The 15,823-nt window shown below is 36.0% G+C and carries 11 protein-coding genes; 1 reads left to right on the top strand and 10 read right to left on the bottom strand.

Features of this window, described 5'->3' with window-relative positions; genetic code table 11:
- Positions 1–120: 120 nt before the first annotated feature.
- The 4 genes from A9G13_RS09080 to gss form a co-directional block, all read right to left on the bottom strand.
- On the bottom strand, positions 121–2,793 hold the full coding sequence (locus A9G13_RS09080; RefSeq protein ID WP_065557293.1) for a putative virulence factor: 2,673 nt from the start codon (positions 2,791–2,793) through the stop codon (positions 121–123).
- Complete coding sequence (locus A9G13_RS09075; RefSeq protein ID WP_065557292.1) at positions 2,790–5,816, bottom strand: virulence factor SrfB; 3,027 nt, start codon at positions 5,814–5,816, stop codon at positions 2,790–2,792. Before A9G13_RS09075 ends, A9G13_RS09080 begins: the two co-directional genes overlap by 4 nt.
- An 8-nt stretch (positions 5,817–5,824) precedes the next feature.
- Positions 5,825–7,372 carry an SrfA family protein gene (locus A9G13_RS09070; RefSeq protein ID WP_065557291.1) on the bottom strand — a complete coding sequence of 516 codons (1,548 nt, stop codon included), beginning with the start codon at positions 7,370–7,372 and terminating at the stop codon, positions 5,825–5,827.
- Positions 7,373–7,643: 271 nt separating this feature from the next.
- Entirely contained in the window at positions 7,644–9,521 is a 1,878-nt protein-coding gene (gene gss, locus A9G13_RS09065) for a bifunctional glutathionylspermidine amidase/synthase (RefSeq protein WP_065557290.1), read from the bottom strand.
- 203 nt (positions 9,522–9,724) lie between these two features.
- Here gss and ybeD point away from each other — a divergent pair, with 203 nt between their 5' ends.
- Entirely contained in the window at positions 9,725–9,991 is a 267-nt protein-coding gene (gene ybeD / locus A9G13_RS09060) for a DUF493 family protein YbeD (RefSeq protein ID WP_065557289.1), read from the top strand.
- Between the two features lie 153 nt (positions 9,992–10,144).
- On the opposite strand, the gene adk is transcribed toward ybeD, so the two are convergent.
- The 6 genes from adk to hisS are packed head-to-tail and all read right to left on the bottom strand — an operon-like array spanning position 10,145 to position 15,811.
- On the bottom strand, positions 10,145–10,789 hold the full coding sequence (adk, locus tag A9G13_RS09055) for an adenylate kinase (protein WP_065557288.1): 645 nt from the start codon (positions 10,787–10,789) through the stop codon (positions 10,145–10,147).
- 36 nt (positions 10,790–10,825) lie between these two features.
- Positions 10,826–11,077, bottom strand: a complete 252-nt coding sequence (locus A9G13_RS09050; RefSeq protein ID WP_065557287.1) for a YfgJ family double zinc ribbon protein — start codon at positions 11,075–11,077, stop codon at positions 10,826–10,828.
- Between the two features lie 3 nt (positions 11,078–11,080).
- The gene (gene der, locus A9G13_RS09045; RefSeq protein ID WP_065557286.1) at positions 11,081–12,559 is read right to left on the bottom strand and encodes a ribosome biogenesis GTPase Der; all 1,479 of its coding nucleotides are present in this window, start codon (positions 12,557–12,559) and stop codon (positions 11,081–11,083) included.
- 18 nt (positions 12,560–12,577) lie between these two features.
- Entirely contained in the window at positions 12,578–13,750 is a 1,173-nt protein-coding gene (gene bamB, locus A9G13_RS09040) for an outer membrane protein assembly factor BamB (RefSeq protein ID WP_065557285.1), read from the bottom strand.
- Between the two features lie 28 nt (positions 13,751–13,778).
- Positions 13,779–14,504 carry a YfgM family protein gene (locus A9G13_RS09035; protein WP_065557284.1) on the bottom strand — a complete coding sequence of 242 codons (726 nt, stop codon included), beginning with the start codon at positions 14,502–14,504 and terminating at the stop codon, positions 13,779–13,781.
- Between the two features lie 29 nt (positions 14,505–14,533).
- On the bottom strand, positions 14,534–15,811 hold the full coding sequence (gene hisS, locus A9G13_RS09030) for a histidine--tRNA ligase (RefSeq protein ID WP_065557283.1): 1,278 nt from the start codon (positions 15,809–15,811) through the stop codon (positions 14,534–14,536).
- Positions 15,812–15,823: the final 12 nt, after the last annotated feature.

The raw sequence follows: 15,823 nt of genomic DNA, 5'->3' as shown, positions 1-15,823 counted from the left end.
ATCCTCTATATTTATACCTATGTACCATTCCATTAACACTTATAAGAAAGGTAATTATCTATAGGGCGCCACCCCCACTATTTTATTTTTAATAATCTAATCAATCATTTTCAGACTACTTTAATTTATCTGAGACTGTTTAAACGTATTTAAAATCTCACCTAGTTGACTATTTTGTTCCTGACTTATTTCACGTCCGGCATGATGACCAACATTTTCTTGAGCCAAGATAGCAAAAGCAATAAACCAATCAAATATGGCATATTGAGAATAATTCTTGGTTTTATCATCCAATTTTGGTAACGGGTGCGATGATTGATTAGTAAACTCGCTTACTGGCGAAGAAAATATTGGCTTACCTTGATTAACCCGACTCATTGGTATATCGCTTACTTGCCCTTGGATAAAACCGAGCCATGCAATAAAATCAGCTAACAAAGTATGAATGGTACTAAGTTGGCGAGACTCAAGATCATCACGTTTATTACCCGTATTTTCATTTTTTAAAATTCGTTCGCTTAAATTGGTTTCCAGTTTTAAACGATTGGCAGCAGTGATAAGTTCTTCAACTACAAAAGATAGCGTTTTTTGTTCTAAACCAAAAAATTGCACTATATGTTTATCCAACACAATATTTCTTAAATGCTCTAACCATGTAGTAAATACTGTCTTAGCAAATTTTGATTCAGTGGGTAAAGTAGTAGCTGGTTGAATATCTAAAGGTGAATTATTATCCGAGAATAATTCAAAATCAGTATTTAATCCAAAATCATTGGTTAAATCACCGATATTATCATCTTGGCTATCTTTGGCTACCTCACTATCTGCTTCGTTTGAGTGGTAAAGAGCTCTAACAGTCTGTTCTGGTAATTCAAGCGTTTTCAATAATTCACCAAGTAATAAAGCTTTACCTTGTAGTTTTTTAATAACATCAGCAATAATTTGTTTTTTCTTGCCCAATTCTTCATCACTATCAGCTTGATACCAAGTATCAAAACGCATATTGATGATATAGTCAATTTTCTCATTAAGTTGCTCAACAATACGTTGCTGTTTTACTTCGGTAATAGCAACTTGTTCCAAATATTGACTAATACGTCCTATTCCACCATCATTCAACTTTAACATGGCATCCCAAGTTAGTTCAGGTTCATTCACATACTCTTGAATGTCCACATTGTGAACAAAAGTATTTTTCAGCATAAGCATCTTTTCCTGATAACTATCATTATAAGATTGCTCTTGATGAGTAGCAGGATCCACCGTTAAAAACGGCACATCAAATCCTGGTTTACGTACTAGAAAAACATTGTTGAATTTACGGTCATTCGACCAATTGGTTAACCAATCATAACTACCAAAACGTTCCAATATAGTCTGTTGAAGTAAACCACCTTTACCCCAACTGTTTTTGAGATTATCTTCAGACAGTGTTAATGATGTGCCAATACGCTTGTCAAACATCGTAATTGCCCATAATAATCCCGCTTTTTTAGTGGCTCTTTTTTCGGCTGTTTCACCTTGGGTTTTGTCTATCCAACGTTCAAGCACAGGCCCAACATCATTAACATCGGACTGTTTATCTGAAGGGGTGCAAACAACTAAAACATTCATTTCTTGACTATCGGTGTATTTTTCAAAAAGATAAGCGACTTTACCCCGCAACAAAAGTTGGGCAATAGGGTTACCCTCTTTAACATCCGCAATAGAAATCAAATTTAAACGACCTCGATAACCAGGAAAATCCAATAAATCGACATTTTCAAAAGTGGGGACTCGAGTTTTATTTACTAATGGGAAAATTAACTCTGCAGTCAAAAAAGCCAATTGTGCTAAAGATATAGAAGTTGGGGCACCATTAAGTGGGGTTATAGTCACAGAGGAATCGCGATCAGTATTTAACCGTTCAAGAATATCCACATTCATAATACTGTCAATTTGTGACTTAGTACCATTATTATCTTTAATTAATACTGTCAGTGGTGCATATACGGTATTAGCATGGTTTAAACTGGATAAAGTAGTGGCTAATTGTACGTAAATGGTTGTCAGTTCACTAATTCCACCCCAAAGAACAGCTAAAAGTTCGCCACGCTCTACAATCGAAAGGTAAGGTAGTAAGTGTATGGCTTTTTCCCAATAACCACCTTTTAATCCTTCAAGTGAATTACCAAAATTTTCAGATAAGTAATCATAAAGATCCACAATATCATCTTCAGTAATACCACCGGTTTTATCCGCTTGTTTTTTATTTTCTAATCGTTGAATCAATTGGTTTAGTTGTGAAAACTCTATGTTATTGGTTACTTTTTGTTGATCGAAATCTTTAAAATAGGCATTAATAAGAATTTTAACAATTTCAATTTCTTGGAATAATTTCAACTCTAATGGATAGTTAGCAATGCCTCCCTTGGCAATTCGACTAAAGCGGGTTACCAAACCAGTTGCTTCTTTACCACTACCAACTGGGTTAACATGATCGATAAAATCTAAAACTTCATTATCGACAACAGTTTCAAGTTTACCATTGGCTCCAGCAGCTAATGCCGAGATAAGATAAGATTTACCCGCTTGTGATAAGCCAAAAAATCCTACCGCCACAGATTTAGTTGATACATCACCTAATCGCTTTGCACTATTGCGTAATCGACGTAATTCAAGAATTAAACCATCCGCCTCATTATGTAAACGTTTTGATGAAGCGCGAGTTTGTTCCACCCATGTAATTGCTTTAGCTGACGCTTGATAAACCTGATCCCAAGATTTAGGAAGTTGTTCGTTTAAATTTTTCATCGTTTTATCATTCCACTATCCAGCCAATACTGCGTACTAATTAAGCCCGAATTAACCATCGTATTTAAATTGAGTTTAATATCTTGATTTTTACTACATGAACGACCATCCGAGGCACTGACATTTTTAATATAAAAACTTTCGACAGATTTTTGCCTATTATTAATTCCTAATGTAACTTCAAGCACAGCACCATCAGCGCTAAGCCTTTTAGCTACTTCACTATTCTCAATAGTAATTGTGTAAATTGGTGATGCCGGCCATCGCTCAATTTCCAGTTGTTTAAAACCAAGTCTAGTCGTTCCCCTAATTTCAAAAGAAATCTCAGGGAAATCATAATCCGGATCGTCTAAGTCAATGTCGCGATAATAGACATTTTCTTTTTTTATCATATTTAGGTTATCTAACAACCCAATAAATTTAACAGTTGAATATAAATTTATATTAGATGATCTAAAATAGAAATTAGGTAACCGTAGGTTCTTACTTAAAAAACAAAGCATTGCTCCAACTGCTGCGGTAGTTTTTGGATCATCAATCCGTTCCTGTTTATGGAATGGGTACCAGCTACCAGTATAATAACCATGCAAAGGTAAAATGCGCCCAGCTGGCATTGATAACCGGGAACGGAAATAACTTTGGACACCCGGTAACCGTGAAGGCCTACCGGTTAATAACAACACATCACATTGATAACAGCTAATAATCTCAGATAAGGCATCAAATGTTTTACAAATATTGTAATAGTCACCGCGAATAAACAAATGATGAATACGTTTTAGATTAATTTCAATATTCAAATCCAGTACTGAAAATTCTGGGTTATTTAATGCGCGTCTAATTGGTTCATTAATAAAATTAAGCACATTATCAGTCATTACATGATGTTGTAATAATTCTCTAAAAGTCGCGTTATTAACATGTTGTTCCGCGTGTAGCGGATCATAAAGTTCATACTCTTTTAATACCTGTAAACCAATCGGTGTGAATAATTGTAAAGTAAGCTGCTGTCGTAATACTGCATCTTGAATTGAAAGCTGCTGCGAACCAATAATTGTAGATAAAATAGGATTAGGATCAGCCAGCCCTGCTTGTTTTAAGCCATTAGTTAATGCTGTTAGCACTGTATCTTGTATAAAATCAAGCAGAATATCATCACCAGCAACTTTAAAACCATCTCGAAAACGTTGTATTGGCACAATATAAGCATTACTGCTATTTACTTGGTTACTTGCACCATAATCAAGTTCATAATCGTTGATCACTAAATCAGTAGTGCCACCGCCAATATCCACTGTCGCAATTGTTAATTTCTGCTTATTAGTTTTACCCGGACGTACCATTGAAGCAATAAACTCTTCTGACCGACCGTTATAATTATTTTGGGTTTCATTAAACAGGTAAACAACTTGACCACAAGTTGCTTCATCCCATTGAACATGTACCTCAGGAATATTAGGCCAAACACTTTTTAATTGTTCCGGATTGTTAAAATCAATATTATCATCCGAGTTATCCCAACCAAGACTTTTCCAAACAAGTCCAATAGCTTGGTATACACACGACTTAAATATAACTTGCTCAGGTTTAGGCATAGCCGGTGGAATGGTTAAAATAATCGAGCGTAAATTACGTGGTGTTTTGGCGTGTTCAAGTTTATTACGTTGAGCAACACTATTCATCTGCATTAAAGCATGCATTAATACTTCGCATAACATAAATGTCATCAAAGAACTACGCGAATATTTAGGATGAAAGACCGGCATTTTACGATCATATTCTTCAGCAATATCATTACTGAGAATATGCAAAGCTTCACCATATTCGTTAATTAAGCTGGAAAAAGGTTCTGAAGTTGCAAATGGTTCATGATCACTTTTTACATAGTGAGAATTAAAACGCCAACCTTGTTCATATTTATCTTGATCCCATAGATAACGTTTTGGACTAGAAAGCCCCGTAGCACCTTCATTGCCTTCTCGTCGGCTAGCCAGACGACTGGCTTCTTTACCCACGCGAACAATACTTGGCCAACGGAATGTATCTCGGCGCCCACTCTGTAATGAAAAATGTTCTTTACCAAAAAAAGTTTGCGCAAATTCTACTCTGCTTTCAAAAGGTTCGTTATAAATGTGCTCTGGTTGCGTCAAATCTCGGATTTCAAGCTCATATCGGCGATTTAAACTATCTTTATCCTGAACATGATCTTCAATCAAAATTCCGCAGGTTCTGGAATTACCCACATCAAGAATCATATCCACTGGAATTGATTTGACAATATCATCTCTATTATTAGAAACGATCTTAATGGTGGGCATATGTAATGAATCGGCTAGTAAATTAATAATATTTAAATAATGACCATAATAGACTTTATTGTTAATTTCTTGGTTAATATCATCTTTATGCAATTTCAAACGTTCAGGTTGTGGTGCTAGTTCTTTGAATAAGTCTATTAACCAGTTAGTTATCCATTTAAGTTCTAAAAACCATGAAACTTGATCGGAACGATGAGCTAAGCTAAATACCGAGCCAGTTTTAACATCGTTGTCGGTTGGAGCAAGATAGGCAACATCTTGCATATTAGCAAAAATCTTAGTATCAAACGCAAAGGTGATACGGTGAGTGTTGCCATCCGGATCTGCCCCTTCAGGAATACTAACAATACGGACTCGACTCCAATTATGAGGGCCTTTATCAAAACGTTCAGGTGGTATTGATCTTAACACCGGAATCGGTAACCAAATGCCATCATATAGTTTCAAAGATTGATCAACACTAATTTCTTGTGTTGGTGTAACAGCAAAAGATAGATTATCAGGAGCAAAAAATTTACCACTATCAACATCTTCAATCAGTCTAATGAGGGCGCCACTTTCTGAAGGGTCGATAAAACAACCATTTAATTTATTACGCCATTGATTATTTTTCCAATCTATTTTTAGTGCAAAATCAAGAAATTGAATACCACTATTCATTATTAAAGTGACTTCTTGACCATAGTTGCGTATTTCCGGAAGCATATACAACCCTATTGTTGTTTCATAGTAATTGGGAACGAAATCCCGTTATTATAAGTTCCCTGACAATTAGCTTGATTGTTTTTGCCAGATGTACATTGAATTTTTGGTAATTGATATTTAGAATTATCGCTACAGATAGCTTCGGTATTACTAGCAATATTTAAATTGGCATTTTGAATACCACTACCCACTTTACCAACACATTTAACGCCGTCACTGCGTGTAACTGTGACTTCACCATTCCCTTGGTTAAAATTATAAGATAACTGTAATGGTTTGCCGGTTGCCTTATCTTGAATACCACCACCTACAGACCATTGACCATTAAGAAATTTTGTCGAGCCTTGCTGCATTGCATCTTTTGGCAAAGTTAGCTTATTAGCATCAACATTTGCTTCAGCATTATTATCTTTATTTGCTGGCATTGAAGTTTGATCTTGGCTATCAGTACCGGTTTGCGGTTGTGGATTATCTTTATTGTTCAAATCAGCTGGCTGCGGTTGTTGATTTTGATTATCTGGATTATTAGTCTCAGGAGTATTAGCTTGGCCATCGTTATTGGGTTGTTCACCTAAATTTTGGTTATTATCGCCGCTATCTTTAGCTGCATTATCTGCATTACCTGCATTGGCTATATTGGCATCTTTTTCATCAACACTCGTCGCTACACCATTATTATCAAGCGCAGTAGTACCATTGGTTGCTGTTCCATTAACAACGCCGACGTTTCTATCAATGATAACGTCTCTAGCTTGTGGATCTTTTTCCTTTTGTTGTTCAGTTACTGCAGCAGGTAAGCTGGTATTATCATTATTTAATGATAGATTTGGATTAAGTGAAGCTTGTGGTTTTAGAAAACAACCTCGGAGCCAAAATATTGCCAACAATAGTAACAACAAAGGTAATAACCCTAGTAACCATACCCACCAACGTTGCCACCAAGGTTTTTTGGCTATAACGGGCTCTTCACTTGCAGGAATAACAGGTGGTACGACCGCTGGTTGTTTTTTTACTGGCTCTAAGCAATAAAATGGCGAACTGGCTTGTGGTGTTTGTGAATTAATAAATCCCCAAAAGGTAATCACTGGTTTGCCATCAACAATGTAAACAAACTGATTACTTGGAAAACGTATTGCCATCAAATTAGGTTCGAGACTATTAGCATCATGCTTAGGATCATAAATCAAACGACTAAAAAGTAATTGATCACCTTCCAGATTAGGGTTATTGGCTAACTTCTTACCTAGATTCACAACCTGTTGTTCAAACTCTTTAAGTAAAATCAGTGCCGAGCTTTGTTCAGCTTCGCTAGCCGAAGTCCAAGGCACAATATCATACTGGCCATCGGGTTGACTGGAGTCAAAAGGGATATACCAATCAATAATATTTCCTTGATCATTGCGTTGGGGAATAGCTAGAAAATCGGCATATTGTTTACCTAATTTTACTCTAAACATTTCCCGGATTTGAGTAGCGACTAAATAAGCGGCTTTACCATCATGACCGAGTATTTTAAAATCCTTAATATCACCACTTCTTAGTAATGTATTTGCCATATATTCCTTGGTATCCCTGCATATAATTTTTATACTTTTTAGATAACTGGATTGATTTTAACAGAAATACGAGTTGATGTAATTGGTAGATAAACAGATATTATGACTTTTTAGTCATTTTTTTATAAAAATTTGAGTAAGATTTGAGCAATAACAAAATATAAAAAATGATTATGTCGACAACATAATCATTTTTAACTTTTTATAGGGTAACATTTATTTTATTTTTATACTGAAACGTATACTTCTCAGGAAACATCTTGACAATCCATTACTGTTTTAAAAAATCTTCATCTGCTAAAACTCGTAATGGTTGCATATCACTTTCACCTTTAATAACCAAAGACGGATCTGAACGCAAACATGTGCCGCCATAATGCCCACCGACAGTAAAAGTACATATTTGAACATAACGGTTGTCCACTTTGGGTAAGCACCATAATTCTTGATAAATATTTTCCTGTTCAGCAAATTTCCCAACTGTTTGATCTAAAATCTGTTCTTGATTACTCACTAGTTGAATATCACTACCGCGACGACCGGCAATAGGTTTAACCGCATAACCTTTTTTTATTAAACTATCATTAAGCGTAAAAGTTGATTCTAATAAATAACGATGGTTAGGGAACAAAGACCATAATACGGGTAAGATAGCTTTATTACTTGGAATGACTGTCCATAGTGGTTCAAAAACCGATACCTCGGGTCGCAATAAAACATCAATTAATCTAACGACATTTTCAGGATGACCGGTACGAATTGGTAAGCCAGCGGTTTGTGCTTCGCTTTCTTCTCGTAGCTGTTCTAAAACTGTTTCCCACGCCCATGTTTTCCATACACAAGTAACTTGGCGATCTTCATCATCGACTAGGCGCCCACGTTTGTCCCAATGCAACCCTTCTAATCCACACAAAATTTTGCTACTAAAGCCTGCTTGAGTTAACGCTTTTTGCATAAAAAGTGCATGATAGTTTTCCTCACTGTCATTGTCTTGCATAATGTGAACAAAAGGTTGGGCATCACTATGTTTCCAGCAACTAACCAGAGAATTAAGTAACCCTCTACCAGGATCGGTACCTACTTTTAATCCTGCTTGAATTGCCCATTTTTGTAAAATAACGCTGGTTTCCGTATGGCAAGAAGCGGAGTCCGCATTATATTCATAAACTTTTAAACCACGTTCATCCATACAAAAATCTAATCGTCCTGAAATCATTTGGTAACGACGTTGTTGCCAAGACAAACGTAATCTTGGCCATAATATTTCAGGGATATTAAAATATTTCAATAAATTATCATCTTTTAAGACTTTATCGGTTGCATGTAAATACATCAAATGTAATTCATTGGTCGCTCGAATCAGTTCTTGTTCAGCACTTTCAGATATAGTGAAATAACGATAATGATCGTCATGATTAATCGCATGTCCGGAAGCTAATATATAGGCTTTTTCCAGCGGTTCTTGTTCGTTTAACCATTTACTATCAAATTGATTTTGATTATTTATATGCGCACTATGTATAGTAAGCAACGCTTTGGGTACATGTGGTTGTGGCAAGCTATATTTGGTATCACTGGTTTGAATCATCCACCCCAAAATAGTAGTATCATTAAAGGTGTCATGTAAAAGATAACCACTATCTGAAACAGTCATTGACAGCTCGCGAGTCCACTGCTGGCCATTTGGCAGTCGAGTGTGTGTTAGATTTTGTTCAACAATTCGAATTTTATCATCGAATACTTCTGTAATAATGGCAATGTGCCCGGTACGTTTAAAAACACCGCCGTCATCCCAAACTAATAAAGCGCCAACTTCAGGTCGTTTTTTACTACCATTAGCAAATGCTTGCAGTGGTAAAATAGCTTCAGTGATAGCTTGCCGTAAAAAACGTAGTGAGAAAATTTCATGCGCCATTCCAACATCAGTAAAAACCTGCCCATGGTTTAAATATAAAAACCGTCTAGCAAATTCAACACATTGCCATTTATAGCCCATATATTCACGCTCCAAGTAGTTGCGAAATGAAGAATCATCGGGGTATTGTTGCTTATCCACTGAGTCATAATCAGATGAATAAATAGCCACTCCTCCTGGTGCATAACCTAATAATGTGCCAAAAGGTTCCTTATGATCTGGATTAACTAACATGCTGCATTGACCTTATATTAATAAATAAAAATATTTAAAACTGAATTGTGCTAAAATTTGTCCATCATAGATCAATTTATATACTTTAAAAAGCAGTGTTTAAACTTAACTGACTTGAAGTAGAACAAAATGCCTATATATACTTGTTACCATAGGTAGTGATACCTTGTACATATGCCATAAAAAATGAGAACAATAAAATTATGCAACAGACTAAATTAAATGAATTATTAGATTTTCCTTGCTCTTTCACTTATAAAGTGATGGGCGAAGCTAAACCTGAATTAGTTGATAAAGTGATCACCGTTATCCAGCGCCATGCGCCAGGGGATTATTCGCCGTCAATAAAACCAAGTAGTAAAGGCAACTATCATTCCGTCTCAATCACAATTAATGCTACACATATTGATCAAGTTGAAAATTTATACAAAGAGTTAGGTGAAATTGATATTGTAAGAATGGTTTTATAACCTTTTACGGTTGTATTATTCTTAGCCAAAGATAGAGCCTTTTAATGATATTATTGCAGACCATAAGCAGGTTATAAAAGCTACTCAGCTTTTATAAGATACGAAAATGGGGAAGACTATATAGCTTCCCCATTTTTTGATTGGAAATAGCTATTAGCCTAAAATTTTGGCTAACTCTTTAGTTACATCAGCAACCGCTTTGGTACCATCGATACAAAAATACTTGGTGTTACCGTTTTTAGCTTCCTGTTGATAATAACTAATTAGCGGTTTAGTTAAATCATGATATTCAACCAGACGTTTGCGGACAATTTCTTCATTATCATCTTTACGTGTGGTTAATGGCTCCCCAGTTACATCATCAATACCATCAACTTTCGGCGGATTATAACGAACATGATAAACGCGACCTGATCCTGGGTGAACTCGACGCCCGCTCATTCGATCAATAATGACTGAATCCGGCACATCAAATTCAAGAACATAATCAACATTTATGCCTTCAGCTTTCATCGCATCTGCTTGTGGAACAGTCCGTGGAAAACCATCCAATAAAAAACCATTAGCACAATCACTTTGTGCAATGCGTTCTTTAACTAATGCAATAACTAATTCGTCTGTAACTAATTTACCGGCATCCATTAATTCTTTAGCTTGCAAACCTAGGGTAGTTCCAGCTTTTACAGCTGAACGTAACATATCGCCGGTTGAAATTTGAGGAATACCATATTTTTGCATAATAAATTGTGCTTGGGTTCCCTTCCCCGCTCCGGGTGCTCCTAATAAAATAATTCGCATGAAATAACCTCTTATGGCTTTATTGAAAAGACTTCTTTATTCTGGTAAATAATGAAATATAACTTTATTGCTCGATATGAGTCCGTCTGTTTGACAAATGTAATTAATAGCTCCACAACCTTTAATCATTTGAGCTGGCTTTTGACAAGTTGGGCAAATAAACTGCTCACGATAATGTTGTTTACAATGCGGACAATTATAATGCTGTGGTGAAACCACATTCATTTTATTATGACATTTAGGGCATAAACCTTCTTGATTATTACTATCCAATGTTTGGTTTGGCATAAACTATTTACGACCTCTAACATGTTTCATTAATCGACGACGTTTACGTTGTTGCGACGCCGTTAAACTATTTTTTCTACCTTCGAATGGATTAGCACCTTCTTTAAATTGAATACGGATTGGTGAACCCATTATTTTCAATGACCGCCTAAAATAGTTCATTAAGTAACGTTTGTATGAATCAGGCAAATCTTCAACTTGATTACCATGAATAACCACAATAGGAGGATTATAACCACCAGCATGAGCATATTTTAATTTAACTCTACGACCACGAACTAATGGTGGTTGATGATCATCTTGCGCCATTTGCATAATTTTTGTTAATAATGCCGTATTAACGCGACGAGTGGCACAATCATAGGCCTCTTGGATAGAATCAAATAAATTGCCAACCCCACTACCATGTAATGCAGAAATAAAATGTAAGCGCGCAAAATCAATAAAATCAAGCCTATCATCTAAAGTGGTTTTTACTTGTTCTTTAATATCTTGGGTTAAACCATCCCATTTGTTGACAGCAATAACAAGTGAGCGCCCACTATTAATAATAAAACCAAGTAACGACAAGTCTTGATCAGATATGCCTTCTCTGGCATCTATGACCAAAATGACGACATTAGCGTCTTCAATGGCTTGTAATGTTTTAATAACCGAAAACTTTTCAACTATTTCAGTTACTTTGCCTCGTTTACGTACCCCTGCGGTATCAATTAATATATATTCGCGTTCATCGCGCGTCATAGGGATATAGATACTGTCACGCGTGGTACCGGGCATATCATAAACCACAACACGATCTTCACCTAAAATCCGGTTAGTTAGTGTTGACTTACCAACATTAGGACGACCAACAATAGCCACTTTAATGGGTTGATTAATTAGTGAATCTGATTCAATTTCATCTAATACTAAATCATCGTATGATTCAGGCAAATCTTGAAATTGCTCATCCGGATTAGCATCGACAATGTTTTCATCATTTTCAAATTGGAAAATAGGATCTAATACCGTTTCTATTAACGAACTTACCCCTCTTCCATGACTGGCCGCAATTGGATGAATATCACCTAGCCCTAGGGCATAAAAATCGGAAATTGCTGTATCAGCATCAATGCCATCAATTTTATTGGCAACTAAAAATGTAGCTTTTTGACGAGCTCGTAGATGCTTAGCAATTGCATGATCGGCAGGCATCGCTCCGGATCTGGCATCTACTAAAAAAAGGACAATATCAGCTTCTTCTATGGCTTGTAAGGATTGTTCAGCCATAAAACTTTCTACGCCATCTTCGGTGCCATCAATACCACCGGTATCAATGACAATATATTCATGACCTTTAATTTCAGCGCGACCATATTTACGGTCACGGGTCAATCCGGGAAAATCAGCAACTAACGCATCACGTGTTCGTGTTAACCGATTAAATAAAGTGGACTTTCCAACATTAGGTCGGCCAACAAGTGCTACAACTGGTATCATGCTTATTCTCTGATTACTTTAATTCTTTATAAAAGCGTAAATATCACCATTTTTGGCTTGAACAATTAATTTATTATCCACTACTAATGGTTTAGATATTAGGCCGCTACTACTTACTTGTGTTTTCGCAACAACTTCACCATTGTCAATATTTAGCCAGTAAAGGTAACCTTCGAAATCACCCACAATAATATAATTTTGATAAATTACAGGATCGGTCAATTGACGATGTAAAAAACCAGTTTGTTTCCAAATTTCTGCACCACCATTTTTAGAAACAGCTTGAACGTTATCATCTTGGTCAACAACGAATAATCGCGTGGAATCAACCGCAAAACTATGGGTAGAACCGAGTTCTTTACGCCATACAATTTGACCATTACTTAAATCAAGCGCAACCACATTACCATTATAACCCACTGAATAAACTAAATTGCCTTCAACAACAGGGGTAGAATCAACATCGTTTAATTTGGCTATTTCAGTTGATCCTGATGGTTGGGAAATACGTTGCTGCCAAATTAGTTCACCATCATTAATATAGTAAGCATTTACTCGGCCATTATCATCCCCAACAATTGCTGCGCCATGTGCGATCGTTGGTGTTGAATTACCTCTTAATGATAAAGGTGGAACTTCAAGAGAAATATCCCATAAATCCTCACCTGTATCACGATTTAATCCTTGTAAAAAACCATTAGCTGTATGCAAAATTACTTTATCTTCAGATGATACCGGGCGAGCCAGGACTTCGCCTTTTACAGCTTTTTCCCAAATCACTTTGCCAGTATTACGTTCTAATGCATAAACCACAGCACGCTCACTACCAACATAGACATATTTATCATCCGCACTTACCCCACCAGAGAATAATGCCGTATGACTACTAAACAGTGTGCTTTTGGATAAATTCACATCCCATAAGGTATTACCACTCGATAAATCTACTGCTTTCACCTGTCCACTACGGCTGGCGACATAAATAGCATTGTCATAATTGATTGGCCCCAATAATGAATAAATATGAGTGTTACCTGAGGTACTATTTTGCCATATTTGTTGTATAGGGAATTGATTGTTTACTGTCGGCGAAGGGGAAACATGAACGACTTCTTCTTCACCACCAAATAAAGAACATCCAGCAAGTGATAACATAAAAACACTGGTAAAGACACATTTTAATAACTTCATTGTATATGACCCTTAATATCAGGATAAATTAATTTTTACTTTGCTCGCTTTCAGCTTCTTTAGCCTGAGCCTCTTGCTCTGCTTTTTCTTTATCAGCTTGAGCTTTCTGTTCAATTTGTTGTTGTTCGCTTAAATATTCGGTTTGGTTCAATTTCATTTTAATATTTACTTCTAATTCTTTAGTCGGTTGCGAGTTTAGAGCAACTTTATAAGCATCAACGGCATCGGCATATCGCGTCATTTTCGCCAATACATCACCTCGAATATCATTAACAACTGGAGCCCAGCTTTCCTCAGTAACATTATTTAAAGAATTTAAACTCTGTTCATATTGCCCTTGTTGGTATTGCAAACGCGCAATTCGAATATTAATAACAGCTTTAATCGGCTCTGCTTTATTTTTTTTCAATCCATCAACTAATAGTTCTTGAGCTCCGGAATAATCCTTTAATACCTCAACATAAAATTGTGCTGCACGGAGATTAGCAAACACACCATAAACTGTATTATTTTCTTTAGCAAAAGCGACTAATTCATTAACTGAATCAGCCTTAGTATCATCTAACTTTGCAATTAATTGTTCATATTTATCTGATGCGTCTATCATTTTTTGGCTTTGATAAGATTGCCAATAACGCCAACCCCAAAAAGCTAATAATCCGATAATAATAACAGCAACAATGATTTTCCAAGTTTTAGCAAGAAACTCTTTTATCTCGGCAAATTGTTCTTCACTCGATAATTGATGACTCACGTTTTTCTCCTGTTTCCCGTACTTTTACTTTACACTAAAGCCAAACAAGTTTGAACAACCTCTTTTTGTGCTACTTCAACTTGTTCGCCTGTTTGTAAATTTTTAATCGTTACTGATTGGTTAGTTATTTCATTTTCCCCAATAATAACCGCTATTTTAGCACCCAATTTATCGGCTTTGGCAAATTGTTTCTTAAAGTTACTCGAACCATAATTGGTTACAATCCGTTTATCTGGTAAACCATCTCTTAATTGTTCGGCAACACATTGTGCTGAAGAAAGGGTTTTTTCATCACCTGATGAAATCATATAAATATCAATTGAGTTATCACAATTTAGTAATGGATTTACAGCTTGAACTAATAAAACTAATCGTTCAACACCCATTGCAAAACCAACAGCTGGTGTTGACTGCCCGCCCAATTGGCTAACCAGTCCATCATATCGACCACCACCACATACAGTACCTTGTGCACCTAAACTGTTGGTCACCCATTCAAAGACTGTACGATTATAATAATCTAAACCTCGCACTAATCTTTGATTAATATTGTATTTTATACCAGCATTATCTAATAAGCGACATAATCCATCAAAGTGCGTTTTCGATTCATCATCTAAATAATCAAACAGTTTTGGTGCCTGATTCAGTAGTTCTTGAACCACTAAATTTTTTGAATCAAGTACGCGTAGTGGATTAGTATACATTCTACGTAAGCAATCTTCATCCAATTTATCTTTATGCTGCTCAAGAAAACTCACTAATGCATTACGATAATTAGCCCTAGCATCTAATGAACCAATGGAATTAAGTTCAAGTGTAGTATGCTTTTCAATACCTAAAGCTTTCCAAAAACGGGCTGTTAATAAGATAAGTTCAGCATCAATATTTGGACCTTCAAGCCCAAATACTTCTACACCGAATTGATGAAATTGGCGATAACGGCCTTTTTGTGGTTTTTCATAACGAAACGCTGGTCCTAAATACCATAGTCGTTGTTCTTGATTATAAAATAGACCATGTTCAATTCCAGCTCTAACACATCCTGCCGTAATTTCAGGACGTAAAGTGATACTTTCATCATTACGATCGTTAAAAGTGTACATTTCTTTTTCAACGATATCTGTTACTTCACCAACCGCACGTTTAAATAATGCAGTGTCTTCAACAATTGGGGTTCTGATTTCGTTATAACCATAACTATTTAATACATTTTTAACTATTTTTTCGATCTGTTGCCAACTAGCACTTTCTGTTGGCAGTAAATCGTTCATTCCCCGTATGGATTGGATTTTTTTATCTGTCATTCGTTTATTCAC

The sequence above is a fragment of the Gilliamella sp. wkB178 genome, from assembly GCF_001690705.1.
Classification (GTDB): Bacteria; Pseudomonadota; Gammaproteobacteria; order Enterobacterales; family Orbaceae; genus Gilliamella; species Gilliamella apicola_K.
Note: the sequence above shows the minus strand (reverse complement) of the source record. Positions and strands in the feature narration are given on the sequence as shown.